The organism is Geodermatophilus aquaeductus, from assembly GCF_900182545.1.
Classification (GTDB): Bacteria; Actinomycetota; Actinomycetes; order Mycobacteriales; family Geodermatophilaceae; genus Geodermatophilus; species Geodermatophilus aquaeductus.
This window is the reverse complement of record NZ_FXTJ01000004.1, coordinates 169,847-196,153: the sequence shown is the minus strand read 5'-3', so window position 1 is coordinate 196,153 and position 26,307 is coordinate 169,847. Positions and strand designations below refer to the sequence as shown.

25 protein-coding genes are annotated in these 26,307 nt (G+C 75.7%); 6 read left to right on the top strand and 19 right to left on the bottom strand.

The genetic code is table 11. The annotated features are described in order from the left end of the window. Positions 1-6: 6 nt before the first annotated feature. Together FN207_RS12225 and FN207_RS12220 are read right to left on the bottom strand one after the other, a co-directional pair. The gene (locus FN207_RS12225; protein WP_142458783.1) at positions 7-2,859 is read right to left on the bottom strand and encodes a DEAD/DEAH box helicase; all 2,853 of its coding nucleotides are present in this window, start codon (positions 2,857-2,859) and stop codon (positions 7-9) included. A 237-nt stretch (positions 2,860-3,096) separates the two neighbouring features. Next, complete coding sequence (locus tag FN207_RS12220) at positions 3,097-3,993, bottom strand: diacylglycerol/lipid kinase family protein (protein WP_142458782.1); 897 nt, start codon at positions 3,991-3,993, stop codon at positions 3,097-3,099. Between the two features lie 276 nt (positions 3,994-4,269). On the opposite strand from FN207_RS12220, the gene FN207_RS12215 reads away from it, so the two are divergent. Then, positions 4,270-5,655: an FAD-dependent oxidoreductase gene (locus FN207_RS12215; RefSeq protein ID WP_142458781.1), complete on the top strand. Its 1,386-nt coding sequence runs from the start codon at positions 4,270-4,272 to the stop codon at positions 5,653-5,655. Between the two features lies 1 nt (position 5,656). On the opposite strand, the gene tatC is transcribed toward FN207_RS12215, so the two are convergent. From tatC to FN207_RS12190, 5 genes are all read right to left on the bottom strand, one after another. After that, positions 5,657-6,589, bottom strand: a complete 933-nt coding sequence (tatC, locus tag FN207_RS12210; RefSeq protein WP_246066005.1) for a twin-arginine translocase subunit TatC — start codon at positions 6,587-6,589, stop codon at positions 5,657-5,659. Between the two features lie 20 nt (positions 6,590-6,609). Then, positions 6,610-6,915 (bottom strand): Sec-independent protein translocase subunit TatA, encoded by a 306-nt coding sequence (gene tatA / locus FN207_RS12205; protein WP_142458780.1) that lies wholly within the window; start codon positions 6,913-6,915, stop codon positions 6,610-6,612. An 86-nt stretch (positions 6,916-7,001) separates the two neighbouring features. Continuing rightward, on the bottom strand, positions 7,002-7,244 hold the full coding sequence (locus FN207_RS12200) for a hypothetical protein (protein WP_425459848.1): 243 nt from the start codon (positions 7,242-7,244) through the stop codon (positions 7,002-7,004). Positions 7,245-7,253: 9 nt separating this feature from the next. Next, complete coding sequence (locus FN207_RS12195) at positions 7,254-8,219, bottom strand: helix-turn-helix transcriptional regulator (RefSeq protein ID WP_185938310.1); 966 nt, start codon at positions 8,217-8,219, stop codon at positions 7,254-7,256. Further along, positions 8,216-9,196, bottom strand: a complete 981-nt coding sequence (locus tag FN207_RS12190) for a helix-turn-helix transcriptional regulator (RefSeq protein WP_142458779.1) — start codon at positions 9,194-9,196, stop codon at positions 8,216-8,218. The genes FN207_RS12195 and FN207_RS12190 overlap by 4 nt, the downstream gene beginning before the upstream one ends. Positions 9,197-9,330: 134 nt before the next feature. Between FN207_RS12190 and FN207_RS12185 the strand changes: the two genes are divergently transcribed. Next, complete coding sequence (locus FN207_RS12185) at positions 9,331-10,440, top strand: DUF3866 family protein (RefSeq protein ID WP_246066004.1); 1,110 nt, start codon at positions 9,331-9,333, stop codon at positions 10,438-10,440. Between the two features lie 50 nt (positions 10,441-10,490). On the opposite strand, the gene pafA is transcribed toward FN207_RS12185, so the two are convergent. Genes pafA through prcB form a run of 3 tightly spaced genes read right to left on the bottom strand, consistent with a single transcriptional unit; the run spans position 10,491 to position 13,689 of the window. After that, the gene (gene pafA / locus FN207_RS12180) at positions 10,491-11,849 is read right to left on the bottom strand and encodes a Pup--protein ligase (RefSeq protein WP_142458778.1); all 1,359 of its coding nucleotides are present in this window, start codon (positions 11,847-11,849) and stop codon (positions 10,491-10,493) included. A 59-nt stretch (positions 11,850-11,908) separates the two neighbouring features. Further along, positions 11,909-12,817, bottom strand: coding sequence for a proteasome subunit alpha (prcA, locus tag FN207_RS12175; RefSeq protein ID WP_142458777.1), 909 nt, complete (start codon positions 12,815-12,817; stop codon positions 11,909-11,911). Then, entirely contained in the window at positions 12,814-13,689 is an 876-nt protein-coding gene (gene prcB, locus FN207_RS12170; RefSeq protein ID WP_142458776.1) for a proteasome subunit beta, read from the bottom strand. The genes prcA and prcB overlap by 4 nt, the downstream gene beginning before the upstream one ends. Positions 13,690-13,868: 179 nt before the next feature. On the opposite strand from prcB, the gene FN207_RS12165 reads away from it, so the two are divergent. Then, positions 13,869-14,504, top strand: coding sequence for a hypothetical protein (locus FN207_RS12165; protein ID WP_142458775.1), 636 nt, complete (start codon positions 13,869-13,871; stop codon positions 14,502-14,504). A 111-nt stretch (positions 14,505-14,615) separates the two neighbouring features. On the opposite strand, the gene FN207_RS26930 is transcribed toward FN207_RS12165, so the two are convergent. From FN207_RS26930 to FN207_RS12130, 7 genes are all read right to left on the bottom strand, one after another. Then, positions 14,616-15,017 carry an endonuclease VII domain-containing protein gene (locus tag FN207_RS26930; RefSeq protein WP_246066003.1) on the bottom strand — a complete coding sequence of 134 codons (402 nt, stop codon included), beginning with the start codon at positions 15,015-15,017 and terminating at the stop codon, positions 14,616-14,618. Positions 15,018-15,268: 251 nt separating this feature from the next. Next, a complete protein-coding gene (locus FN207_RS12155; RefSeq protein ID WP_110907074.1) occupies positions 15,269-15,478 on the bottom strand; it encodes a ubiquitin-like protein Pup in 210 nt (69 codons plus the stop codon). Positions 15,479-15,550: 72 nt separating this feature from the next. Then, a complete protein-coding gene (locus FN207_RS12150) occupies positions 15,551-16,534 on the bottom strand; it encodes an acyl-CoA dehydrogenase family protein (RefSeq protein ID WP_142458773.1) in 984 nt (327 codons plus the stop codon). Next, the gene (gene dop, locus FN207_RS12145) at positions 16,534-18,039 is read right to left on the bottom strand and encodes a depupylase/deamidase Dop (RefSeq protein WP_142458772.1); all 1,506 of its coding nucleotides are present in this window, start codon (positions 18,037-18,039) and stop codon (positions 16,534-16,536) included. The genes FN207_RS12150 and dop overlap by 1 nt, the downstream gene beginning before the upstream one ends. Positions 18,040-18,092: 53 nt before the next feature. Continuing rightward, positions 18,093-18,992, bottom strand: coding sequence for a septum formation family protein (locus FN207_RS12140; protein ID WP_142458771.1), 900 nt, complete (start codon positions 18,990-18,992; stop codon positions 18,093-18,095). A 77-nt stretch (positions 18,993-19,069) separates the two neighbouring features. Further along, on the bottom strand, positions 19,070-20,857 hold the full coding sequence (arc, locus tag FN207_RS12135; protein ID WP_142458770.1) for a proteasome ATPase: 1,788 nt from the start codon (positions 20,855-20,857) through the stop codon (positions 19,070-19,072). Positions 20,858-21,001: 144 nt separating this feature from the next. After that, positions 21,002-21,919: a tRNA (adenine-N1)-methyltransferase gene (locus FN207_RS12130; protein ID WP_281282138.1), complete on the bottom strand. Its 918-nt coding sequence runs from the start codon at positions 21,917-21,919 to the stop codon at positions 21,002-21,004. 86 nt (positions 21,920-22,005) lie between these two features. On the opposite strand from FN207_RS12130, the gene FN207_RS12125 reads away from it, so the two are divergent. Beyond that, positions 22,006-22,941, top strand: coding sequence for a RecB family exonuclease (locus FN207_RS12125; protein ID WP_142458769.1), 936 nt, complete (start codon positions 22,006-22,008; stop codon positions 22,939-22,941). Positions 22,942-22,954: 13 nt separating this feature from the next. Here the strand turns inward: FN207_RS12125 and FN207_RS12120 are convergent, their stop codons facing one another. Both FN207_RS12120 and FN207_RS12115 read right to left on the bottom strand, forming a co-directional pair. Further along, positions 22,955-23,713, bottom strand: coding sequence for an isocitrate lyase/PEP mutase family protein (locus FN207_RS12120; RefSeq protein ID WP_142458768.1), 759 nt, complete (start codon positions 23,711-23,713; stop codon positions 22,955-22,957). After that, on the bottom strand, positions 23,710-24,288 hold the full coding sequence (locus tag FN207_RS12115; protein ID WP_142458767.1) for a hypothetical protein: 579 nt from the start codon (positions 24,286-24,288) through the stop codon (positions 23,710-23,712). Before FN207_RS12115 ends, FN207_RS12120 begins: the two co-directional genes overlap by 4 nt. A 69-nt stretch (positions 24,289-24,357) precedes the next feature. Between FN207_RS12115 and FN207_RS12110 the strand changes: the two genes are divergently transcribed. Then, positions 24,358-25,047, top strand: coding sequence for an ArsR/SmtB family transcription factor (locus FN207_RS12110; protein ID WP_142458766.1), 690 nt, complete (start codon positions 24,358-24,360; stop codon positions 25,045-25,047). A gap of 85 nt (positions 25,048-25,132) precedes the next feature. Beyond that, a complete protein-coding gene (locus FN207_RS12105; RefSeq protein ID WP_142458765.1) occupies positions 25,133-26,305 on the top strand; it encodes an amidohydrolase family protein in 1,173 nt (390 codons plus the stop codon). Positions 26,306-26,307 lie beyond the last annotated feature (2 nt).

Here is a 26,307-nt window from a genome sequence, read left to right as displayed (position 1 = left end):
GCCGGGTCAGCCGCTGACCGCGACCGCGACCACGCCGCGCCGGACCCGGCCGACCGCGGCGCGGGCCACCCCGGCCACCGTCTCGTCGGCCACCTTGGCCAGCTGGTCGAGCAGGTCGACCAGCTGCCGCGCCCAGCGGACGAAGTCGCCGCCGGAGAGCTCGGTGCCGGCCTGCTCGGCGCCGGCGAGCACCCGGTCGAGGCTCTGCCCGTCGGCCCACCGGTAGGCCGCCCAGGCGAAGCCGAGGTCGAGGTCACGGGTGGCCGGCAGGCCGCGGTCGAGCTCGACGTCCTGCAGCCGGGCCCGGATGCCACGCATCTCGGCGATCGCGCCGGCCACCTTCCCGGCCGGGACCGCGGGCTGGCCGGGCATCTCCCGGCGGGCCTCGAACACCAGCGTCGACACCGCCGCGGCCAGCTCCGCCGGGCCCAGCCCGCGCCACGTCCCGGCGCGCAAGCACTCGGCGACCAGGAGGTCGGCCTCCGACCAGATCCGCGCCAGGCGCCGTCCCTCCTCGGTCACCCGCGGGATGTCGTCGACGGGGGTGGGCTCCTCGGTGTCGGCCGGGACCAGCGGCACCACCTCGGGCACCAGGTAGCCCAGCTCCTCCAGGACGTCGCAGATGCGGTCGAACTGCCGGGTCAGCGAACCGGTCCGCTCGGCCATCCTCCGGTGGGTGGCCTCGGCGTCGGCGACCGCGCGCAGGTACCGCTCGGCGAAGCGCACCCGCTCCTCGCGGTCGGGCAGCGCGTGCACCGGGTGGTGACGCACCGCGCGGCGCAGGTCGTGCAGCACGGGGTCGTCGGCGGCCGCGGAGCGGTTCTTCACCCGCCGCGCGCCGAGGTCGTTCTCCAGCCGTGCCGAGCGCAGCGTGGAGGCGAGGTCGCGGCGGGCGTGCGGGCTGCGGTGGTTGAAGTTCTTCGGCACCCGGACCCGGGCCAGCGCGGTGACCGGCGTCGGGAAGTCGACGCTGCCCAGCCGCCCGGCCCACTTGTCCTCGGTGAGCACCAGCGGCCGCGGGTCGGACAGGTCGGTGACGCCGGGGTCGAGGACGACGGCCAGGCCCTGCCGGCGGCCCGAGGGCACCCGGATGACGTCGCCGGGGCGCAGCGCGGCCAGCGCGTCGGCGGCCTCGATGCGGCGCTTGGCCTGCGAGTCGCGGGACAGCTCCTTCTCCCGGTCGGCGATCTCCCGCCGCAGCCGGGCGTAGGCCAGCACGTCGCCGCCCTCGCTGCTCATCTCGGCGGCGAACTTCTCCGCGTCGCGCTCGGAGCGGGCCGCCTGCCGGGCCAGGCCCACCACCGAGCGGTCGGCCTGGAACTGGGCGAAGGAGGAGGCCAGCAGCTCCCGGGCGCGGGCGCGGCCGAAGGAGCCGACCAGGTTGACGGCCATGTTGTAGCTGGGCCGGAACGACGAGCGCAGCGGATAGGTGCGGGTGCTGGCCAGCCCGGCGACGACGGAGGGGTCCATGCCCGGCGCCCAGACGACGACGGCGTGCCCCTCGACGTCGATGCCGCGGCGCCCGGCGCGCCCGGTGAGCTGCGTGTACTCCCCCGGCGTGACGTCGACGTGCGCCTCGCCGTTCCACTTGACCAGCCGCTCGAGCACCACGGTGCGCGCCGGCATGTTGATGCCCAGCGCGAGGGTCTCGGTGGCGAACACGGCCTTGACCAGGCCGCGGACGAAGCACTCCTCGACGGTCTCCTTGAACGCCGGGACCAGGCCGGCGTGGTGGGCGGCGATCCCGGCGAGCAGCCCCTCGCGCCACTCCCAGAAGCCGAGGACGTGCAGGTCCTCGTCGGGCAGGCCGCCGGTGCGCTCGTCGACGATCCGGGCGATCTCGGCGCGCTCGGACTCGTCGGTCAGCCGCAGGCCCGACTGCAGGCACTGGGCGACGGCGGCGTCGCAGCCGTTGCGGCTGAAGATGAAGGTGATCGCCGGCAGCAACCCGGCGCGGTCGAGCCGCTCGACCACCTCCGGGCGGGCCGGCGGGCGGTAGCGGGGCTTGTGCCAGTCGCGGTCCCGGTCACGCCGCGACCCGCCGCCGCCTCCGCCCCAGGTGTCCAGCCGGCGCTCGTACTCGCGCACGAACCGCACCAGCTCGGGGTCGACGACGCTGGCGCCGCGGTCGCGGGTGGACAGCGTCCGCGGCGTCTCCCCCTGCTCGGCGGCGTGCGCCGCGGGGCGCAGGCTGAACAGGTCGAACACCCGGTTGCCGACGAGCATGTGCTGCCACAGCGGGATCGGCCGCACCTCGCTGACGACGACCCGCGTGTGCCCGCGCACGGTGACCAGCCAGTCGGCGAACTCCTCGGCGTTGCTCACCGTGGCCGACAGCGACACCAGGGTCACCGACGCCGGCAGGTGGATGATCACCTCCTCCCACACGGCGCCGCGGAATCGGTCGGCGAGGTAGTGCACCTCGTCCATGACCACGTAACCGAGACCGTCGATGGCCGGGGACTCCGCGTAGAGCATGTTGCGCAGCACCTCGGTGGTCATCACCACCACCGGGGCGTCGCCGTTGACGGCGTTGTCGCCGGTCAGCAGGCCGACCCGGTCGGCGCCGTAGCGGTCGACGAGGTCGTTGTACTTCTGGTTGGACAGCGCCTTGATCGGCGTCGTGTAGAACGCCTTGCGGCCCTCGGCCAGCGCCTTGTGCACCGCGAACTCGCCGACGACGGTCTTGCCGGCCCCGGTGGGCGCGCACACCAGCACCCCGGCGCCCTCGTCGAGCGCCTCGCAGGCCTCCACCTGGAACGGGTCGAGGGAGAACCCGAGGTCGGACGTGAAGTCGGCCAGGGTCGGGTGCGCGCTGCGCCGCCGGGCAGCCGCGTACCGCTCGGCGGGGCTGGACATGCGCTCCACGTTAGGCGCTCGCCGGGATGTCCTCAGCGCGGGCGGGACGCCGCCGATCGCGCGAGCCGCTCCCCTCGTCGTCGCCGGGCCTTCCCTCGCGTCGTTCGGCGCCTGAGTTGGGGATAACGGTCCACACGGGGGTGTGACGAGTCCGCTTCGGCACGTCCTGGCTCACCGCCGCGCGTCCTGGCTCACCGCCGACGTAGAGCCAGGACGCGGCACGATCAGGTCACCTGATCACGCGGGACGCGCCGAGCCCACCACCCGCAGCGCGCCGGGCACCGCCTCGGCGACCACCGGCAGGGCGGCCACCGGCTCGCCGTCGGCGTAGGTGGTCAGCCCCGCCCCGGCCAGCTCCACCCGCGCGGCGCGGTGCACGGTGACGGCGGGGTGCGCCACGTGCGTGCCGTCGGTGAGCCGCGGCCGGGTGCGCACCAGCTCGCGGCGGGTCACCGGCCCGACCACGGTGACGTCGAGGCGCCCGTCGGCGGGGTCGGCGTCGGGGCACACCCGCATGCCGCCGCCGTACCAGGCGGTGTTGCCGACGGCGACCAGCGTGACCGGCAGGGTCCGCGCCGCGCCGTCGAGGGTGAGCGTGACCTCCCGGGGCCGCAGCCGGGCCAGCTCGGCGAGGATCGCGACGTCGTAGCGGCGCGGCCCGCGCGGCCAGCGCAGCCGGTTGGCCCGGTCGGTGACCGCGGAGTCGAAGCCGCAGCACAGCACGGTGGCCCACCAGCGGTCGCCGGTGCGCCCGGCGTCGAGGGTGCGGACGGCGCCCTCGCGCAGGTCGGTGGCCGCCGCCGTCGCCGCGGCCACCGGCTCGGGCGGCACGTGGAGGGCCAGCGCGAGGTCGTTGCCGGTGCCGGCCGGGACGACGGCCAGCGGCGTGCCGGTCCCGGCGACCGCCTGCAGCGCGGCGTGCGCGGTGCCGTCCCCGCCGACGGCGACCACGGCGGCGGTGCCGGCGGCGACGGCGGCGGCCGCCGCCTGCTCGGCCTCCGCGCGGGTGGTGGCGGTCAGCACGGTGGGGGTGAGCCCGCCGCGGCGCAGCGCCTCCAGGACGGTCGCCGACACGGTGCGCGCCCGGCCGCGGCCGGCGGCGGCGCTGACCAGGACGGCGACGTCGACGCCCATCCGGTCCTCCTCCCCTGCGCGGCTGCGGCCGGCCCACGTTACGGCTCGGCAACGATCTCCGGTGGGCCTCCTACCTCCGACGCGGGAGCCCATCGCCCCAGGTCGGAGCCCCGGAGCCCGCCCGCCACGCCTCAGGCCGCACTCTTCGTCGCCACACCGTCACGGTGTTGACACCCGCCGTCGCCCGGTGGGTCCATGAGCCGGCTCACCCAGTCGGTGCCCAGCGCAACCACCGGGCGTCCGCGCTGGTCAGGTCCGGGTCCTCGGGAGGTCGTCGTGCAGGTCGTCGTCGCTGGTGCCGGGATCTCGGGCCTCACCGCCGCCCTGGCCCTCGCCCGGCAGGGGCACCGGGTGCGGGTCGTGGACCGCGACGGCACGGCACGGCCCGCCGGGGTGGACGCGGCGGCGGCCTGGGAGCGCCGGGGCGTGGCGCAGTTCCACCAGCCGCACGCCTTCCTCGCCCGGCTGCACGCCGAGCTCGACGCCGGCCTGCCCGACGTGCTGGCCTCGCTGGTCGCGCACGGCGCCGCCCCGGTCGACCTCCCCGACGGGCTGCGCGCGCTGTGGTGCCGGCGCAGCACGCTGGAGTGGGTGCTGCAGGCCGCGGCGGAGGCCGAGCCCGGCGTGGAGCTGCGGCACGCCGCCGTGGCCGACGTCGAGACCGCCGGCGGCGCGGTCGCCGGGGTGCGGCTGGTCGACGGCGCGGTGCTGCCCGCCGACCTCGTCGTCGACGCGACCGGCCGGCGCGGCCGGCTGTCGCGCCGCTGGTCCGGCGACACCGTCGACGTCCCCACCGACGAGGTGTACGTCTCCCGCCGCTACCGGCTGCTGCCCGGGGCGGAGTTCGGGCCCGTGGAGCGCGGCGTGGTCTCGGTGGCCGAGGGCGACGGGTACGCGGTGCTCGTCTTCCCCCACGACGCCGGCACGTTCTCGGTCTGCCTCACCCGGCTTCCCGACGACGAGGACCTCGCCTGCCTGCGGGAGCTGTCCAGCTTCGAGGCGGCCACCCGGGCGGTGCCGCTGGCCGCCCTGTGGACCGATCCGGCGCGCGCCGTGCCGATCTCGCCGGTCATGGTCATGGGCGGCCTGCGCAGCACCTTCCGGCTACTGGACGACGCCGCGCCGCTGGGCCTGCACCCCCTCGCCGACGCGGTGAGCACCAGCAACCCGCACTTCGGCCGCGGCTCGGCGCTGGCGGTCGCGCACGCGCTGCGGCTGGCCGGCGCGGTGGCCGACGCACCCGGCGACGCCCGGTCCTGGCGCGCGCAGGTCGACGACTGGGTCCGCGGCGAGCTGCACGACTGGTTCGAGGACGGCTGCCGCACCGACGCCGCCCGCGCGGCGGCCTGGCGGGCGGCCCGCGACGGCGCCGGGTGGGGCGGCGGGCCCCCGGCGTTCGGCCCCGGGACGCCGCTGCCGGGCTGGCTGGTGATGGCCGCCGCGGGCGCCGACCCGGTGGTGGGCCGGGCCGTGCTGCGCCACGCGCACCTGGTCGACCCGCCGTCGGCGCTGACCGCGGTGCACCCCCGGGTGGCCGCGATGCTGGCCGAGGGGTGGCGGCCCGGGCGCCCGCCCGCCGACCAGGCCGGCGAGGGCCGGCCGGCCGGCCCGCCGCAGGCCCCGCCGCGGCAGGTGCTGCTGGCGGCGCTGGCGGCGGCCTGAGTCAGCGGCGGGAGCGCTCCGCCGGCGGGCCGGCCACGAGGTCCTCGGGGCCGGTCGGCTCCCGGTCCAGCGGGGAGGGCCGGGCGTCGAGCGGGGACGCCTCTCCGTCGGGGACGTCGTGGAAGGACTCGATCGCCTCCCGGCGGGCCCGCCGCTTGTCGACGACGCGGGCGACCTGGATGGCCAGCTCGAAGAGCACCACCATCGGCAGCGCCATCGCGAGCATCGTGAACGGGTCCTGGGTGGGCGTGACGAACGCGGCGAAGACGATGGTGAGGAAGAAGATCCACCGCCGGCTGCGGGCCAGCGCCGCGTGGGACAGGACGCCGACGAGGTTGAGCGCGACGGCCACCAGCGGCAGCTCGAAGCTCAGCCCGAAGGCCACCAGCAGACTGACGACGAAGCCGAGGTAGTCCGCCGCGGTCAGCTGGAAGGCGACCTCGTCACCGGCGAGGGAGAGCAGCAGCTCCAGGCCCTTGTAGAGGGTGACGTAGGCCAGGACCGCGCCCAGGGCGAACAGCGACGTGGAGACGGCGACGAAGGAGACCGCGTAGCGCTTCTCGTTGCGCTTGAGCCCCGGGGTGATGAACGCCCACAGCTGCCACAGCCAGAACGGCGAGGACAGCACCGCGCCGGCGATGAGGCCGATCTTCAGCCGCAGCAGCACCCCGCCGAAGACGTCGAGGACGACGAGCTGGCAGTCCTCGGCGCCCTGGTAGCGCAGCTCCGGCGGCACCGAGCAGTAGGGCTCGGACAGGAAGGTCAGCAGCCCGTGGTCGTACCAGAGGAAGCCGGCGACGGTGCCCAGCGCCAGCGCCAGCAGGGCCTTGGCGACCCGGTTGCGCAGCTCGGTGAGGTGCGCGATGAGGCTCATCGTCGCCTCGGGGTCGCGCGGCGGCCGGCGCCGGCGGCGCCGCAGCGACGGACCGCTCACGGTGCGCTCCTGCGGCGGTGTCAGCGTGCGTCGGCGGCGCCGGGCTGCGCGGCGCGGGCCCGCAGCTCCGCGGCGCGCGCCTCGGCGGCGGCCGCCTCGGCCTCGAGCTGCGCGCGCCGGTCGGCGTCGGCGGCCTGCAGCGCGGCGGGCGAGGCCGGGGACGGCGGCACGGCGCGCGCGTCGTCGTCCTTCATGCCCTTCATCTCGCCCTTGAAGATGCGCATCGAGCGGCCCAGCGAGCGCGAGGCGTCGGGCAGCTTCTTGTAGCCGAACAGCAGCAGGACGGCCAGGATGATCAGGCCGATCTCGAGCGGGCCGAGGTTCATGCGTCCTCCAGGTCGCGGGGGGCGGGGCTGATGCTACGCCGAGGAGTGTTCGTCCCCGGGGCCTCGAGCGGTCGTGCGGGCGGCGTTCAGCCCGCGTCCGCCCGCCGTTCGCCGGCCCGCCCCTCCCCCGCCTGCACAGCCCCCGCCTGCACAGCCGCCGCCCGGGCGGCGGTCGCCTGCGCCTGCTCGAGGACCGGCCGCACGTCCCGCTCGGCGGCCGCCAGCTCCCGGCCCAGCCGCTGGAACGCCCCCAGCAGCCCGTACGCCAGGGCGCCCAGGACGACCAGGCACAGGACGGGGACGGCGATCCAGACGACGAGCATCAGCACGGGGAGACCCTAGGCGCCGTACCGGGCGAGGGCGGCGCGCGCGTCGGCGGTCACGGCCTCGGCCAGCTCCGCCGGCTCGTCGACGGTCGCCGCGCCGCCCAGGGAGGCCACCAGCCGGCGGGCCCAGGCCAGGTCGTGCGTGCGCAGCGCCACGGCGAGGCCGCCCGGCGGGTCGTCGACCTCGCGGGCGTCCTCGACCGGGTAGTACTCGGCCACCCAGCGGGCGGTGCGGGCCAGCCGCAGCCGCACCACGGGCGCGTCCGGAGCGGGCTGGTAGACGCCGGCCTCGATGTCGCGCGGGGCGGCCTGCGGCGGCGGGGCGGCCGGCTCGTCGAGCACCCGGACGTCGTCGATGCGGTCGAGGCGGAACAGCCGCACCCCGGCGACCTCCCGGGACCACGCCTCCAGGTACCAGCGGCCGTCGACCAGGTGCAGCCGCATCGGGTCGACGGTGCGCTCGGTGCGCTCGTCGCGGGTGGGGACGTAGTAGTGCAGGTGCAGCGCCCGTCCCCGCTCCAGCCCCTGCCGGACGACGGCGAGGGCCTGCTCGCGGGCGTCGACGCTCAGCGCCACCGGGGTGACGCCCTCGGCGGCGTGCCCGGCGGCGGCCGAGACCTTGGCCAGCGCCCGGCTGACCGCCTCCTGCTCGGCCAGGCCGGGCAGGTCCAGCAGCGTCCGCAGCGCGACGACCAGGGCGACCGCCTCGTCGGTGGTCAGCCGCAGCGGGCGGACCATCCCGGCGGTGAAGGTGACCCGCACCCGGTCGCCCTCGAAGGACAGGTCGATGAGGTCGCCGGGGCCGTAGCCGGGCAGCCCGCACATCCACAGCAGCTCGAGGTCGCGGCGCAGCTGCCGCTCGGGGACGCCGAAGTCGCGCGCCACCTCCGGCAGCGGCACGCCCTCGGGCCGGGCAGTGAGGTACGGGACGAGGGACAGCAGCCGCGTCATCCGCTCGTTGGTGGCCGGGCTGGTCACGGGTTCGCCCCCGTCGCCGCGAGCCGGGTGAGCCGCTCCACGACGGCGTCGCGCACGGACGCCGGGGACTCCACGAGCACGTCGGGACCGTAGGCGGCCAGCTGGTCGGCCAGCCGCCAGGGCTCGGTGGTGCGCAGCTGCAGCCGGTCGTCGCCGTCGGGACCGGCGCCCAGCGGCGTCGCCCACCGGCGCAGCCCCACCGCGGCGCCCGGGCGGGCACGCACCACCACCAGCTGCTCCTCTCCCCGGCCGCCGAAGGCCCCGGCGACCAGCCCGGCGAGGTCGACGTCGGCCGGCGGCTCGAAGGCGTGCTCGGGCCCGCTGGCCCGCGGCGTGCCCACGACGCGGGAGAGCCGGAACACCCGCGGCGCCTGCCGGTCGAGGTCCAGGCCCACCAGGTACCAGCGGCCGTGCCACGCGACGACGCCCCAGGGCTGCACCCGGCGGCGGGCCGGGGCGTCCTCGTCGGGACGGCGGTAGTCGAACTGCAGCACCCGCCGGTCACGCGCGGCGGCGTAGCAGGGCTCGAAGGCCGGCTCGTCGGAGTCCAGCCGCGGCGAGATCGGCGCCCGGGCCGGGTCGACGTCGACCCCGGCGGCGCGCAGCTTCACCAGCGCGCTCTGCGCGGCCCCGGCGAGCTGGGCGGACTCCCACAGCCGCAGCGCCAGGCCGACGGCGGCGGCCTCCTCGCCGGTCAGCGTGATCTCGGGCAGCTCGTAGTCGGCGCGGGCGATCCGGTAGCCGTCCTCGGTGTCGAAGACGCTGGTGCGGCCGGTCTCCAGCGGGACGCCCATCTCCCGCAGCTCGGCCTTGTCCCGCTCGAACATCCGCTTGAACGCCTCGTCGGCGCGGGCGGAGCCGTCGTCGGGCTCGTACCCGGGGACGATCGCGCGGATCCGGGCGGCCGTCACGTACTGGCGCGTCCCGAGCAGGGCGATGACCAGGTTGACCAGCCGCTCCGCCCGCTTCGCCGACACGCGCCCCAGGCTAGTCAGCCCGGGGCCGGAGCACCCGTCCCGGGCCGCGGACCGCCGCTCGGAGCGGCCCCGGTGCAGGGGCCCGCACCGAGCTGGCGAGGCGCGGGGGGCACCGGGGTCCTTACTCTCCCCCCGTGGGGGAGAACGGAACGACCGTGCGACGGATCCGCTGGCGACGCGGGACGGTGACCGCGATCGGCAGGAGCTGGCGCGACGCCCTGGAGCTGACCGTGGAGGTGCCCGGCGACGGCGAGGTGCGCTCGCTGGCGCACCCGTCGCTGGTGGGCGTCCCCGAGGTCGGCGACGCGGTGCTGCTCAACACCACCGCGTGGGCGCAGCGGCTGGGCACCGGCGGGTACGCCCTCGTCGTCGCCGTCCCCGACCGGCTGCCCCCCGACCCCACCGGCCCCGGCCACCTGGTCAAGGCGCGCTACACGCCGCTGCAGGTGAGCGTGCAGGGCGTCGACGAGCAGGACACCGAGCACCACGACACCATCGCCGCGGCCGAGGACCTCGGCGGGATGCCGGTCGTCGTCGCCGACCTGCACTCGGCGCTGCCGGCCGTGCTCATCGGCCTGTTCGCCACCGACCCCGACCTGAAGGTCGCCTACGTCATGACCGACGGCGGCGCGCTGGTCGCCGGGTTCTCCCGCACGCTGCACACGCTGGCGCCGTCGCTGGCCGGCGTCGTCACCGTCGGGCAGGCCTTCGGCGGCGACCTGGAGGCCGTCACCCTGCACACCGGCCTGCTGGCCGCCCGGCACGTGCTCGGCGCCGACGTCACCGTGGTCACCCAGGGACCGGGCAACCTGGGCACCGGCACGCCGTGGGGCTTCTCCGGCGTGGCCGCCGGCGAGGCGTGCAACGCCGTCAGCGTGCTCGGCGGCGAGCCGATCGGCGCGCTGCGGATCTCCGACGCCGACCCCCGCCCCCGGCACCGCGGCGTCTCCCACCACTCGCTCACCGCGTTCGGGCGGGTGGCGATGGCCGGCGTGACGCTGGTGGCCCCGCGCGGGCTGGGCTCGGAGCTCGGCCAGCAGGTCGAGGAGGACCTGGCCGGGCAGCCCGAGCGCAACCGGGTGGTGTGGGTCGACGTCGACGGCCTCGACGAGGCGCTGCAGCTCTCGCCGGTCACCCTGTCGACGATGGGCCGCGGCTGGCCGGAGGAGCGCGCCTACTTCCTCGCCGCCGCGGCCGCCGGCCGCTACGCCGCCGTCCGCGTGCCCCTCCCCGACGAGGCCTGACCGGGCACTTCCGCGGATCTGCACCGTGCAGATCCGCGGAGGTGCACGGACTACATGGACGCGATGAGCTTCTCCACGCGCTCGTCGACGCTCTTGAACGGGTCCTTGCACAGCACGGTGCGCTGCGCCTGGTCGTTGAGCTTGAGGTGCACCCAGTCGACGGTGAAGTCGCGGCGCTTCTCCTGGGCCTTGCGGATGAACTCGCCGCGCAGCTTGGCCCGGGTGGTCTGCGGGGGCACGTTCTTGGCCTCGAAGACCTGCGGCTCGTGCGCCACCCGCTCCACCTGGCCGCGGCGCTCGAGCAGGTAGTACAGCCCGCGCTTGCGGCTGATGTCGTGGTAGGCGAGGTCCATCTGCGCGATCCGCGGCGAGGACAGCGACAGGTCGTGCTTGGCGCGGTAGCGCTCGATGAGCGAGAGCTTGGTGGCCCAGTCGATCTCGCGGTCGATCAGGGAGAGGTCGCCGCTGTCGACGGCCTTGAGCACCCGCCCCCACAGCTCGAGCATCTGCCGGTGCACCGGGCCGAAGCCCTCGCGGTCGACGAACTCCGCCGCGCGCGAGTGGTACTCCGCCTGGATCTCCAGCGCGCTCATCTCCCGGCCGTTGGCCAGGCGGACCTTGCGGCGGCCGGTGATGTCGTGGCTGATCTCGCGGATGGCCCGGATCGGGTTCTCCAGCGTCATGTCCTTGATCGGGACGCCGGCCTCGATCATCCGCAGCACGAGGTCGGTGATCGCGACCTTGAGCAGCGTCGTCGTCTCGTTCATGTTCGAGTCCCCGACGATGACGTGCAGCCGCCGGTAGCGCTCGGCGTCGGCGTGCGGCTCGTCGCGGGTGTTGATGATCGGCCGCGAGCGGGTGGTGGCGCTGGAGACGCCCTCCCAGATGTGCTCGGCGCGCTGGCTGACGCAGTAGATCGCCCCGCGCGGGGTCTGCAGCACCTTGCCCGCGCCCACGACCAGCTGCCGGCTGACCAGGAACGGGATGAGGACGTCGGCCAGCCGGCTGAACTCCCCGTGCCGGCCGACGCAGTAGTTCTCGTGGCAGCCGTAGCTGTTGCCGGCCGAGTCGGTGTTGTTCTTGAACAGGTAGATGTCGCCGGTGACACCCTCCTCGGCCAGCCGCTGCTCGGCGTCGACCAGCAGGCCCTCGAGGATCCGCTCACCGGCCTTGTCGTGGACGACGAGTTCGGTGAGGTCGTCGCACTCGGCGGTGGCGTACTCGGGGTGGCTGCCGACGTCGAGGTAGAGCCGGGAGCCGTTGCGCAGGAACACGTTGGAGCTGCGACCCCACGAGACCACCCGCCGGAACAGGTAGCGGGCCACCTCGTCCGGGGACAGCCGCCGCTGCCCCCGGAAGGTGCACGTGACGCCGTACTCGGTCTCGATCCCGAAGATCCGTCGGTCCACGGACCGAGCCTAGGCGCCGGATGCGACTCAGGCCGGTTCCCGCCGCGGCCCGCCGCTGATCAGGACGCGGTGCCCCCGTCGGTGCCGCCGCCCACGCCGTCCGCCGGGACCGGCTGGGGGCCGCTGCCCTCCCCCGACCCGCCGGTGCCCCCGGCGGTGTCGGGCGCGGCCGGGTCGCCCAGGCCCGCCGGGGTGCCCGGCTGCGGCGCGCTCGGCGTGTGCGCGTGCGTGGTCCCCTCCGGGGCCTGCCCGCCCGCCGACCGGTCGCCCAGCAGCGTCCCCAGCGCCGCGCCCACGACCCGGCGGAAGGCCCGCTTGGGCCGCCGGCGGTCCAGGACGGCCACCTCGAGCTGCCCGGCCGGCAGCAGGCCGCGGTCGCCGTTGCCCGACAGCGCCGGGCTGGACGCCGACAGCGCGCGCACGCCGACCATCAGCGCGTCCGACAGCGACAGGCCGGTGCGGAAGTTCTCCCGCAGCTGCCCGGTGACGGCGTCGGCCTGCCCGCCCATGACGACGAAGTCCGGCTCGTCGACGACCGACCCGTCGAAGGTCAGCCGGTACAGCTGGTCCTGCTCCGGGGTCTCCCCCACCTCGGCCACGCACAGCTCGACCTCATAGGGCTTCATCTGCTCGGTGAAGATCGCGCCGAGGGTCTGCGCGTAGGCGTTGGCGATGACCCGGCCGGTGACGTCGCGGCGGTTGTAGGAGTAGCCGCGGACGTCGGCCAGGCGCACGCCGGCCACCCGCAGGCTCTCGAACTCGCTGTAGCGGCCCACGGCGGCGAAGCCGATCCGGTCGTAGATCTCGCCGACCTTGTGCAGCGTGGAGCTGGGGTTCTCGGCGATGAACAGCACGCCGTCGGCGTAGGTGAGGACGGCGACGCTGCGGCCGCGGGAGATGCCCTTGCGGGCGTACTCCGAGCGGTCACGCATGACCTGCTCGGCCGAGGCGTAGTACGGCATCGTCATGACCGGCTCCCCCGCTGCGTGGCCTCCGTGAGGTCCTGGCGCTCGGCCGCGGCCCGCTCGCCGATGATCGTGTCGGCGACCTCGGCCACCTCGGCGTCGGTCAGGCGCACCGCGCCCTCGGCGTCGACGCGGTACACGATCGGGTACAGCCGCCGCACCGGGTCGGGGCCGCCGGTGGCCGAGTCGTCGTCGGCGGCGTCGTAGAGCGCCTCGACGACGGTGCGCGTGGCGGCGCCGGCGTCCAGGCCCGACCGCCAGGTCTTCTTCAGCGAGTTCTTGGCGAACAGCGAGCCGGAGCCGACGGCGGCGTATCCGCGCTCCTCGTAGTTCCCACCGGTGACGTCGTAGCTGAAGATCCGGCCCGGGGTGGCGCCCTCGGCGGCGTCGAGGTCGAAGCCGGCGAACATCGGGACGACCGCCAGGCCCTGCAGGGCGGCGCCGAGGTTGCCGCGGATCATCTGGGCCAGGCGGTTGGCCTTGCCGTCGAGGCTGAGGGTCAGGCCCTCGATCTTCTCGTAGTGCTCCAGCTCGACCTGGTAGAGCCGGACCATCTCGATGGCGATGCCCGCGGCGCCGGCGATGCCGATCACCGACCACGAGTCGGCCGGGTAGACCTTCTCGATGTCGCGGCTGGAGATGAGGTTGCCCATGGTGGCCCGCCGGTCACCACCCATGAGGACGCCGCCGGCGTAGGTGACGGCCACGATCGTGGTGCCGTGCGGCGTGAGGTCGCCGGCCTGCACGCTCGGCACCGGCCGCCGGCTGGGCAGCAGGTCCGGCGCCGCCTGCGCGAGGAAGTCGGTGAACGAGGAGCCCACCCGGTCCAGGTAGGCGGGCGGGAAGCCGCTCCGGCCGGTGTGCGACTGGGTCAACCCGTCCACCCTCTCCGCGCCCCACCGGGGTGCTCCTCGACGTGCCGCGGGTGCTCCGCGGCGCTCGCAGTCGACCCTACCGGCGCGGCTGTCGGCCCACCCGGGACGCGGGCAGGCCTGGTCCGGCGGACCCGTCGGCCCTACGGTGCGCCGTCGCACACCGACCGGAGGGGGCTGGCATGGCCGACGGGGGACGCACGACCGGCACGGGGACGGCACCGCTCGTGCCACGGGTACCGGCCGGCCGGCGCCACGCGGTCCTGGCCGGAGCGGGCCTGCTGCTGGCCGTGCTGTGCGGGCTGTTCGCGGCCTGGGGCCGGGCGGCCCTGGACAGCGCCGCCATGTGGCCGGCGGCCCTGGGCCCCGCGGTGGCGCTCCCGGCCGCATGGAGCCTGTTCTCCGGCATCCGGCACGACCTGCCCCGGCGGCTGCGCCTGGACGGGACGGTGCTCGTCGGGCGGACCCCGCTCGGGGAGCACGGGGTGGACCTCGCCCGGGTCACGGCGGTGTCCGCCGGCTCCGACCCGGAGCTCGGCCGGATCGTGGCGGTACGGCTGGTCACCGACGACGGGCACCTGGTGGTCCCCTGGTCGGGTCTGCGCGGCCTGCCGGAGGTGTGCGCGCTGCTCGCCGAGCGGCACCGGCGGCGTGCGCTGGTGCTGCCGCGGGCCCTGTGCGAGGCCTGGGACCTCCCCGCGCCGCTCGAGGACCCTCCCGCCGCGGGCCCGCCGCGCGACGGGGTGGCGCGCGCCATCACCGCGCTGACCGTCGTCGGCTCGGTCGCGGCCGGAGCAGCCGGCGTCCTGCTCGTGTGACACCGCGGGCTCGGATGCGGAGCCGGCCGGAGGACGACAACGGCGAGGATCGGGAGGGCTGCTCGCCGGCGCGGTGGCCATGCTCGCCGCCCTGAGGTGGCATCCGAGAGCTCAGTCCTCCGTCGACGACGGGGCAGGCGCAGCGGGCTGCAGGCCACGGTGGTGGAGCACGTACTCGGCGGCCGCCCGCAGCACCTCGGGATCGTCCTTGAACTGACCGAGACCGCCGTTGCAGTTGAAGCACAGCAACGCCCGGACCCTGCCGGTCGTGTGGCAGTGATCCACGTGCTCCGCGGGCGCCTTGCCGCAGATCGCGCAGAGGCCAGCCTGCTCCGCGAGCATGGCGTCGGCCTCCGCGGCCGTGATCCCGTAGCGCCGCTTGAGGTGGTAGGTCCGCGACCCACCCATCTTGTCCTTCGACGCCTTGCCGCGGGCGTTGTGGCACGGCTTGCAGTACGGCTGCCGCCCGGACGGCTGGCTCCTGTTGCGCACGAAGTCGTCGATCGGCTTCACGGTGGCGCAGTCCGGGCACCACTTGTGACCGTCCGGGACGACAACCTCGCGGCGGTGCCTGCTCTTGGGCGGCCCTTGACGTGCGTCCTTGGCGCGCAGGAGCCGGCGACGGGCGTGCACACGGCAGTAGAAGCTCAGGCCGTCCCGTCGCGACCGGTCGGAGGTGAACTCCCCGACCGGTCGCTCCTCACCACAATCCCGACAATACTTGGTATTGTTTGATGCACGAGAAGTGCTGTCGGGAGAATGGTCTATTGGCCGCCCTTCTGCACATAGCTGCGCACAAATTCCTCGGCGTTTTCCTCGAGCACGTCGTCGATCTCATCCAGAATGGCGTCGACGTCCTCGGACATCTCCTTGTGGCGCTCGGCGACCTCGGTGTCGACCGAGGCCTCGACCTCCTCGGTCTCCTCCTTGGTCCGCGTCGCCCGCTGCTGCCCGCCGGTGTCCCTGGTGGCCATGTGCCCTCCCCTGGTGCGCGCCGAGTGCGTGCTGGTGCCGAAACTACCCGCAGGTACCGACACCCGGCGGGCTCAGCCGACCGCGCCGAGCCGCGTCATGAGCGACGTCCGGATCGCCGGCCGGGAACCGAAGACCAGCAGGAACAGCGCCTCGCGCGCCGTCCGCTCCGCCACGCTGCCCGCGTGCACGGCGGCGCTGCCGGTGGCGACCACCAGCGCCCCGGCCGCCCGGTGCGCGAGCGCCGCGGCCTCCGCCCGCGCGTCCGGCAGCTCCCCGGGACCTGCGGCGTCGAGCCGGGCCCGTGCCGCGCCCAGGTCGTCGTCCAGGGGCGAGGGACCGAGCAGCCGGGTGCAGCGCAGGACCAGGCCCAGCGCCAGCGACCCGTTGAGCCGCAGCCCGGCGGCGTCCCCGGCGCGGACCTCGTCCAGCGGCGTCCGCCCCAGCAGTCGCGCGGCCGGCACGCGGTGGCCGGTCAGCCGCAGCTCCACCGTGGCGCTGGCCTGCACGGCCACCAGCGTCTGCGGGACCACCGCCAGCGTCGGCCCCTCGACGGCGTCCACCAGGACGAACACGACGTCGTCGCCGTCGCGGGCGGCCACCAGCAGCACGTCGACCAGTCCCCAGCCGGTCACCCACGGCACCGCGCCGTCGAGCACGAGGTCCCCGCTCTCCTGCCGGACGGTCACCGGTGCGGCGTCGGGACGGGTGGCCGCCTGCAGCGCGATCCCGGCCCGCACCCGGCCGCGGCAGAGCCCGGCCAGCAGGCCGGGGTCCGAGCCGGTGGCCGCCGCGCGGCCGACCACGCCGTGGTGCTGCAGCCAGACGAACGCGGTGGCGAGGTCGCCGGCGGCCAGCTCCTCGACGACGGCGGCGAAGGTGCCGAGGTCGGCGTCCAGGCCGCCGGCGTCGGCCGGGCCTATGACGCCGTAGAGCCCGGCGTCGGCCAGCGCGTCGAGGTGGCCCCGCGGGAGGACCCCGCTGCGGTCCACCTCGGCGGCCGCGGGCGCGAGCACGGAGGCGGCCAGCCCCCGGGCGACCTCGGCCGGCGGGGTCATCAGCCGCCGGTGATGGTGTCGACGAGCTCCTGCGCGCTCGACGTCGACTCGAACAGCAGCCCCACGTGGTCGCGGGTGCCGCGCAGCGGCTCCATCGTCGGGATCCGCACCAGGTTCTCCCGGCCGAGGTCGAAGACCACCGAGTCCCACGACGCCGCGGCCACCTGGGCCGGGAAGCGCCGCAGGCACTCGCCGCGGAAGAAGGCCCGGGTGTCGGCCGGCGGGGTGACCATCGCGCGGGTCACCTCGTCGTCGGTGAGCAGCCGCTGCATGGAGCCGCGCGCCACCAGCCGGTGGTAGAGCCCCTTGTCCGGCCGCACGTCGGAGTACTGCAGGTCCACCAGCTGCAGCCGCGAGTCGCCCCACGACAGGCCGTCGCGCGAGCGGTAGCCCTCGAGCAGGCGCAGCTTGGCCGGCCAGTCCAGCCGGTCGGCCAGCCGCATCGGGTCGGCGGCGAGGTCGTCGAGCACCTCGGCCCAGCGGCGCAGCACGTCGGCGGTCTGCTCGTCGGCCTCGCCGCCGCGGTCGACGAAGCGCTCGGCCTGGTCGAGGTAGGCCCGCTGGACGTCGATCGCGGTCATCCGCCGCCCGTCGCGCAGCCGCACCAGCGTGGTCAGCGACGGGTCGTGGCTGACCGCCTGCAGCGTGGCCACCGGCTCCTCGATCGCCAGGTCCTGGGTCAGCGCCCGCGCCTCGATCATCGCCAGCACCAGCGACGTCGTCCCGACCTTGAGGTAGGTCGACAGCTCGGCGAGGTTGGCGTCGCCGATGATCACGTGCAGCCGGCGGTACTCGTCGGGATTGGCGTGCGGCTCGTCGCGGGTGTTGATGATCGGCCGCTTGAGCGTCGTCTCCAGGCCGACCTCGACCTCGAAGAAGTCCGCGCGCGAGGAGAGCTGGAAGCCCTGGGTGCGGCCCTCGGGGCCGATGCCCACGCGCCCGGCGCCGGCGAAGACCTGGCGGGTGACGAAGAACGGGATCAGCCCGCGGATGATGTCGATGAACGGCGTGCGCCGGTCCATCAGGTAGTTCTCGTGGGCGCCGTAGCTGGCGCCCTTGCCGTCGGTGTTGTTCTTGTACAGCTGGATCGGCTGGGTGCCGGGGATGCGGGCGGCCCGGCGGGCGGCCTCGGCCATCACCCGCTCGCCGGCCTTGTCCCACAGGACGACGTCGCGCGGGTTGGTGACCTCCGGCGTCGAGTACTCCGGGTGCGCGTGGTCGACGTAGAGCCGCGCGCCGTTGGTGAGGATGACGTTGGCCATCCCCGAGTCCTCGTCGAGGTCGGTGTGGTCCAGGGCGTTGGCCGGGGAGAGGTCGAAGCCGCGGGCGTCGCGCAGCGGCGACTCCTCCTCGAAGTCCCAGCGCGGCCGCCGGCGGGTGGGTGCGTCGGCCACCGCCCAGGCGTTGACCACCTGGCTGGACAGGGTCGTCGGGTTGGCGGTGGGCTGCCCGGGCACCGATATGCCGTACTCGACCTCGGTCCCCATGACCCGGCGCGCGCTCATGGGACCGAGCCTAGGCGTCCCGCGCCCGAGGTCCCGGGGCGCCGGGCCGGGCCTCAGGGACGCACCGACGTCGTCGTCCGGCCGCCCCCGGCGGGGACGAGCGCGCAGCGGGCGAACGCGGCGTCGGCCCACTCGCCGGGGGTGTCGACCCACACGTCGACGACGTAGCCGTTGGGGACCTCCCCGCCGCCGTAGTCCTGCGCCGGCGCGGTGCAGCTGTCGACGAGGGACCGGCGGGCCGGCTCGTCGGGGTAGGGCGGGTCCTCGGGCAGCGGGGCGACCTCGGTGCCCACCGGCTCGGCCTCGTGCGGCTGCGAGCACGGCACCACCGCGTAGTCGGTGACGGTCCCGGCGAAGCAGGCGCGGAACGCGTCGTCGCCGGCACCGAGGGCGCCCTGCAGGACGCGGGGTGCGGTCTCGGGGGCGTCGTAGCCGTAGTAGACGTCGCACCGGGCCCAGCGGGCGCCGGCGGCCCACTGCTCCTCGTCGGGCAGGTAGCCGGCGACGTAGGCGTAGGGGTCGTCGAGGTCGTCGCCGCCGAGGTACTCGCGGACGACGTCGAGGCCGCACAGGTCGTCCAGCGCCCGGCTCACCGGGCTGTCGGGGTCGTCGAGGTCGGCCTCGGTGGGCCGCGGGTCGCCCTCGGCCAGGCCGCTGTCGCCCACGACGGCGGTCTCGGCGTCGTGGTCCCCGGAGCACTCCACCTGCTGCGGCGACTGCAGCGGCGTCTCCTCCTGACCGTCCGCGAGCAGCCAGCAGGTGCCGGTCAGCGGCGGGGCGGCCGGGTCGGTGCTGCCCAGTGGGGCCGGCGGCACGGTGGGCTTGGCCTGCTCGAGACCGGCGTAGTAGGCCTCGCCGCCGACGGTGGTGCTGCACCCGGACAGGACGACGGCGACGGAGACGGCCGCGAGCGCCCGGGAACGCCGGGGCCCGCGTCCCCGTGCTGTCGGCATGCCGTGGCTCCTCCGGACCTGCGCCGCGCGCCCCGGCACCCGGCCGCCCCGCGCGTGCGGGGCGGCCGGGGTGGGGGTCAGAGGTACTGGCCGGTGTTGGTGGCCGTGTCGATCGCGCGGCCGGACTCGCTGCCCTTGCCGCTGATGAGCGTGCGGATGTAGACGATCCGCTCGCCCTTCTTCCCCGAGATGCGCGCCCAGTCGTCGGGGTTGGTGGTGTTGGGCAGGTCCTCGTTCTCCTTGAACTCGTCGACGCAGGCCTGCATGAGGTGGCTGACCCGCAGACCGCTGACGCCGGTCTCCAGGCGCTCCTTGATCGCCATCTTCTTGGCCCGGTCGACGATGTTCTGCAGCATCGCCCCGGAGTTGAAGTCCTTGAAGTACAGGACCTCCTTGTCACCGTTGGCGTAGGTCACCTCGAGGAAGCGGTTCTCCTCGCTCTCGGTGTACATCCGCTCGACGGTGCGCTGGATCATCGCCGCGATGGTGGCCTCGCGGTTGCCGCCGTTCTCGGCGAGGTCGTCGGCGCTGATCGGCAGCGAGGGCCGCAGGTACTTGCTGAAGATGTCGCGGGCGGCCTCGGCGTCGGGCCGCTCGATCTTGATCTTCACGTCGAGCCGGCCGGGCCGCAGGATCGCCGGGTCGATCATGTCCTCGCGGTTGGAGGCGCCGATGACGATGACGTTCTCGAGGCCCTCGACGCCGTCGATCTCGCTGAGCAGCTGCGGGACGATCGTGGACTCGACGTCGCTGGACACCCCCGACCCGCGGGTGCGGAAGATCGAGTCCATCTCGTCGAAGAACACGATGACCGGCGTGCCCTCGCTGGCCTTCTCGCGGGCGCGCTGGAACACCAGCCGGATGTGCCGCTCGGTCTCGCCGACGTACTTGTTGAGCAGCTCCGGGCCCTTGATGTTCAGGAAGTAGCTCTTGGCCTGGTTGACGCCCTCGCCCTTGACCGCGGCGACCTTCTTGGCCAGCGAGTTGGCGACCGCCTTGGCGATCAGCGTCTTCCCGCACCCGGGCGGGCCGTAGAGCAGGATCCCCTTGGGCGGGCGCAGCTCGTACTCGCGGAAGAGGTCCGCGTGCAGGAACGGCAGCTCGACGGCGTCGCGGATCTGCTCGATCTGCCGGGCCAGCCCACCGATGTCGGTGTAGTCGATGTCGGGGACCTCCTCGAGGACGAGCTCCTCGACCTCGCTCTTGGGGATCCGCTCGTAGACGTAGCCCGACCGCGACTCCAGCAGCAGCGAGTCGCCGACCCGCAGCGGCTGGTCGGTCAGCGAGTCGGCCAGGTAGACGACCCGCTCCTCGTCGGTGTGGCCGATGACCAGCGCGCGCTGGGTGACGCCGTCGACCGGCTCGAGCAGCTCCTTGAGCATGACGACGTCGCCCTGCTTCTCGAAGCCGAGCGCCTCGACGACGTTCATGGCCTCGTTGAGCATGACCTCCTGGCCGGGGCGCAGGGTCTCGGACTCAACCGCCGGGGACACCGAGACGCGCAGCTTGCGCCCGCCGGTGAAGACGTCGACCGTGCCGTCGTCGTGGCGGCCGAGGAAGACGCCGTAGCCCGACGGCGGCTGGCCGAGCCGGTCGATCTCCTCCTTGAGCGTGACCAGCTGCTCGCGCGCGTCGCGCAGCGTGCCGGCCAGCTTGTCGTTGCGCTCGGAGAGGAAGGCCGCGCGGCCCTCCGCCTCGGCGATCCGCTCCTCCAGCGCGCGCACGTGCCGGGGGCTGTCGGCCACCTTGCGGCGCAGCAGACCGATCTCCTCCTCGAGGTAGGAGATCTGGGAGAGCAGGGCCGAGACGTCACGCTCGCGCCGCGCTCGGAACTCGTCGGGACCACTGACAGGACCGGGGCCCATCGCGCACCTCCGCACTTCGGGGGGAGCCAGGAGGCAAATCTATACACGCCGACCGACAGCGTGCCGGGGGCTCGCGTGGACCGTGACACCCCCGTTGCCGCCGCCTCGCGGGACCGTCCGCGGTGCGGTAGAGGGCCCGCTGCGCTACTTCTGGGGACGGCGCTGGCGCATGGGGGCGACGGTCCCCTCGGCCAGCCGCCGGGCCGTCACCAGGAACGCGGTGTGGGCGACCATCCGGTGCTCGGGGCGCACGGCCAGGCCCACGGCGTGCCACGGCCGGACCAGCGACTCCCAGGCGTAGGGCTCGGTCCACACGCCCTGCGCCCGCAGCGCCTCGACGTAGGTGGACAGCTGTGTGACGGTCGCCACGTACCCGACGAGCACGCCGCCCGGGCGCAGCGCCGCGGCCACCGTGGGGAGCACCGCCCACGGCTCGAGCATGTCGAGGACGACGCGGTCGACCACCTCCTCGGCGGGGTGGTCGGCGAGGTCGCCGAGGCGCAGGTCCCAGTTGGCGGGCACGCCGCCGAAGAAGGCGCCCACGTTGGCGCGGGCGACGTCGGCGAAGTCCTCGCGCCGCTCGTAGCTGGTGACGCTGCCGGACTCCCCGACGGCGCGCAGCAGCGAGCAGGTGAGCGCGCCGGAGCCGGCGCCGGCCTCCAGCACCCGCATGCCGGGCCCGACGTCGCCGCTGCCGACGATCTGGGCGGCGTCCTTGGGGTAGATGACCTGCGCGCCGCGGGGCATGGAGAGCACGAAGTCGGCCAGCAGCGGGCGGAAGGCCAGGTATCCGGTGTTGGCGGTGGAGTGGACGACCGAGCCCTCGGGGGCGCCGATGAGGTCGTCGTGGGCGATGGCGCCGCGGTGGGTGTGGAACTGCTTGCCGGGCTCGAGCACGACGGTGTGCAGCCGGCCCTTGGGGTCGGTGAGCTGCACCCGGTCGCCGACGGTGAAGGCGCCCGGCACAGGGGCGGCGGGAGGGCCGTCGGCGGGGACCGGGTCGACGGCGGGCGCGGGTGCGGCGCTGTCGGCGGTCTGGCTGGGCTCGGGCTGCGGGTCCACGGGCGGCCACCCTAGGCGAGGGCCCGGGCGGTCCCGCGCGGCGCGGGCACTCGGAACCGTCGGTACCGCGACCTAGCCTCGAGGGCATGACGACGGCGACCACCGGGCAGCCCGTGCACGCGGCTGCCGCTTCCCCGGCCTCCCCCGTCGACGCACCCGCGCCGAACGCGCCGCGCCGGCCCTCGCTGTCCCCGAGCCGGGCGGCCGACTTCAAGACCTGCCCGCTGCTCTACCGCTTCCGCACCATCGACCGGCTGCCGGAGAAGAAGAGCGCCGCGGCGGTGCGGGGCACGCTGGTGCACTCGGTCCTGGAGCGGCTCTACGACCTGCCGCCGGCGGAGCGGACGGTCGAGGCGGCCCGCGAGCTGGTGACCCCGGCGTGGGACGAGCTGCGCGCCGACCCGGAGGTCGAGGCGCTGTTCACCGCGGCCGAGGAGGGGCAGGAGCCGCCGTCGCTGGAGTCGTGGCTGGCCTCGGCCGGGAAGCTGGTGGAGACCTACTTCCGCCTGGAGGACCCGACCCGCATCCAGCCGGAGGGCCGCGAGCAGCTCGTCGAGGTGACCCTGCCCGACGGGCTGCTGCTGCGCGGGTACGTCGACCGGCTCGACGTCGCCCGCAACGGCGCGCTGCGGGTGGTCGACTACAAGACCGGGTCGATGCCGCGCGAGGCGTTCGAGTCCAAGGCGCTGTTCCAGATGAAGTTCTACGCGCTGGTGCTGTGGCGCACCCGCGGCGTGGTGGCCAGCCAGCTCAAGCTCATCTACCTCGGCGACGGCGACGCGCTGACCTACGCCCCGGAGGAGGGCGAGCTGGTCCGGTTCGAGCGGACGCTGCTGGCCATCTGGGCGGCGATCGAGCGGGCCGTGGCCACCGGCGACTTCCGGCCCAACCGCACCCGGCTGTGCGACTGGTGCGACCACCAGGCGCTGTGCCCCTCCTTCGGCGGCACTCCTCCGCCGTTCCCGGCCGAGGCCGCGGCCGCGGCGGGCTGGGCGACGCTGCCGATCGTCGAGCGGGACTGACGATCCCGCCGGGTCACGCGCCGAGCGTCGCGGTGCGGGCGTCCACCTCCGCGTAGGGCGTGGCCGCCGGCGCGGGCTCGCCGTCGCGCAGGCGGGCGGCGACGGCGACCGCGGCGTCCAGGGCGGCCCGGAACAGCAGTGAGCCGGTGCTCACCCGGCGCACGCCGAGCCCGGCCAGCCGCGGCAGCGGGAGGGTCCCGGCCAGGACGTTGAGCGGGACCGGCAGCTCGGCGACCAGGGCGGCGACCTCCGCCTCGCCCAGCGGGCCGGGCACGAAGACGCCGTCGGCGCCGGCGGCCACGTAGCGGCGTGCCCGGTCGAGGGTGGTGTCGAGGTCGGCCTCCTCCTCCAGCCAGTACGTGTCCACCCGCGCGTTGAGGAAGACGCCGGGCGCCGCCGCGGCGACGGCGGCCACCTTCGCCGCGTGCCGCTCCGGGTCGACCAGGCGCCCGCCGGTGCTGTCCTCCAGGTTCACCCCGGCCGCCGGCAGCCCGGCCACCAGCGCGGCGACCTCGGCAGGATTGTCGGAGAAGCCGTCGGCGAGGTCGACCGTGACCGGCACCGGCAGCCGCGCCAGCGCCCGGGCCAGGCCGACGGTGGCGGCCCGCCCCGCCCGGGAGGTGTCCGGGATCCCCGCGGCCGCCGCCACGCCGAGGCTGGTCGTCCCGACGGCGGGGTGGCCGTCGGCGACCAGGGCCAGCGCCGAGGCGACGTCCCAGGCGTTGGGCAGCAGCAGCGGCCGCGGGCCCCGGTGCAGGTCGGCGAAGCTCACGCGAGCACCTCCGCCCACGCCTCGGCGAGCGCCCGGCCCGGGCAGGCGTGCGGCCCGCGGCCGAACGGCGCATCGGCGAGGTCCACCTCCACCGTCGTCCCGTCCGGCGCCACCCGCCGCGTCACCGGCACCGGCGGCCCGGCCGCGCCGGTGCGCAGCTGCGCGACCAGCGCCTCCATCGCCGCGTGCGCCTGCACCAGCAGGCACAGCCGCGCCGCCGTCGTCCTCCCGCGCCCGCCGCAGGCGGCTACCAGCCGTTCGAGCGCGGCGTCGGCGTCCGGCGACTGCGGCGCGTGCGGCTGGTACGCCGCCGCCACGAGCGCGACGTCGTCCCGGCAACCGGCCGGGAGGCCGCAGGCCTCCAGCAGGGCGACCGTCGGGTCGGCGGCTAAGTTGGGGATAACGGTCACGGCGGTGAGCAGCGCGTCGACCGCCCCGCGGCGCCGGGTGTGCTCCGGACCGTCGCAGAAGCGCGGCACCTGCGACCGCAGCCAGGCCAGGCCGGTGTCGGCGGGCGACGCGGCGGGAACCCGGTATCGCGGGTCCTCGAGGACGGCGGAGGGCAGCGGTGGCATGCGCCCAGCCTGGCCGGGGCGGTGTTCGGCGGGGACCGAACCGTCGGCGGGCTGCGCCAGGATGCCCGGGTGCCCCTGTCCCCCGACTCGATCGCCCGCGTCGCCGGGCTGGTGGCCGACCGCACCCGCGCGTCGATGTGCCTGGCGCTGCTCGACGGCCGGGCGTGGACGGCGGCGGAGCTGGCCCGGCACGCCGGCGTCGCACGGTCCACCGCGAGCGAGCACCTGACGTCCCTGGTGGCCGCCGGGGTGCTGGCCGAGCGGCGGCAGGGCCGGTCGCGGTACGTGCAGTTGGCCGGGCCGGAGGTGGCCGCGGCGCTGGAGGACCTCGGCGCGCTCGCCGGCGAGCGGGCGCGGCCGGCGTCGCTGCGCTCGGTGCGGGCCGAGGCCCGGCTGGCCGAGGCGCGCACCTGCTACGACCACCTGGCCGGGCGCCTCGGCGTCACCGTCTTCGACAGCCTGGTCGGGCGCGGCCTGCTCGCCACCCGCGACGGGCTCATCGTGACCCCCGCCGGGCGGCGCTGGTTCGCGGAGGTGTGCGGCGGCGAGGTGTGCGGCGGCGAGGAGCCCCCGGGCCGCCGTCCCCTGGTCAGGACCTGCCTGGACTGGACCGAGCGGCGCAGCCACCTCGGCGGGGCCCTGGGCGCGGCGCTGCTCCGGGCGGCCCTGGCCGAGGGCTGGGTGGCGCGCGTGGCGGCCCTCCCCCGCGCGCTCACCGTGTCCGCGGCCGGCGCGCGGGTGCTCACCGGAGCCGGCTGACCCACCGGTACGCGCCGGGTCCCCTCGACCGGGCGGCGCCCGCGCCCCAGCATCGGGCTCCTCCCCCGGCACCGAGGAGGCCGACGTGCGCGCCTACCGGGCCGACCGCGCCTTCGACGGGGACCGCGTCCTGCGCGACGGCGCGCTCGTCCTCGTCGACGGCGGCCGCATCCTCGCGGTGGAGCCGGCCTCGGCCGCGCCGCCCGCGGACGTGCCGGTCACGCACCTGCGCGGCACCACGCTGCTCCCCGGGCTGGTCGACGCGCACGTGCACCTGTGCGGGGACGCCGGGCCGCGGGCGCTCGACCAGCTCGCCGAGCTGTCCCGGGAGCAGGTCGACGCCGTCGTGAGCGCGTCGCTCGCCCGGCACCTGGCCGCCGGGGTCACGGCGGTGCGGGACCTCGGGGACGTCGGCTGGGCGGTCGTCCGGCGCGCGCCGGGCCCCGGCCCGACCGTGGTCGCCTCCGGGCCGCCGATCACCTCGCCCGGCGGCCACTGCGCCGCGATGGGCGGGGCGGCCACCGGCGCCGACGCCCTGCGGGCCGCCGTGCGCGAGCGCGCCGAGCGCGGCGCCGGGGTGGTCAAGCTGATGGCCAGCGGCGGGGCGATGACGGCAGGCACGGACATGGCCGCCTGCCAGTTCACCTCGGCCGAGGTGCGCGCCGTGGTCGACGAGGCGCACCGGCTCGGCCTGCCGGTCACCGCGCACGCGCACGCCCTCGGCGCCGTCCGGCAGGTGCTGACGGCGGGGGTGGACGGCATCGAGCACTGCAGCGGCATGACCGCCACCGGCTGGGGCGTCCCGCCGGCGCTGGCCGGGCAGCTCGCCCGCGCGGGCACCGTCGTCTGCCCGACCCTGGGCCTGGCGCCGGGGATCGAGCCACCACCGCGGGTCCGGGCGGTCATCGACCGGCTGGGCATGACCGAGCAGGCGCGCGCCGAGGAGGCCGCCCGGCTGCACCGCGCCGGCGTGCGGCTGGTCAGCGGCGTCGACGCCGGCATCGCCCCGGGCAAGCCGCACGGGCTGCTGCCGGAGGCCGTGCGGTCGCTCGTGGCCGGCGGGGTGCCCGTGGTCGACGCCCTGCGGACGGCGACCGGCGGCGCGGCGGACGCGTGCGGCCTCGCCGGCCGCACCGGCCGGCTGGCACCGGGCCGCGACGCCGACCTGCTGCTCGTCGACGGCGACCCCACGGCCGACGTCGCGGCGCTGCCGCGGGTGCGGCTGGTGGTGTCCCGCGGCCGGGAGGTCGGGGCCTGAGC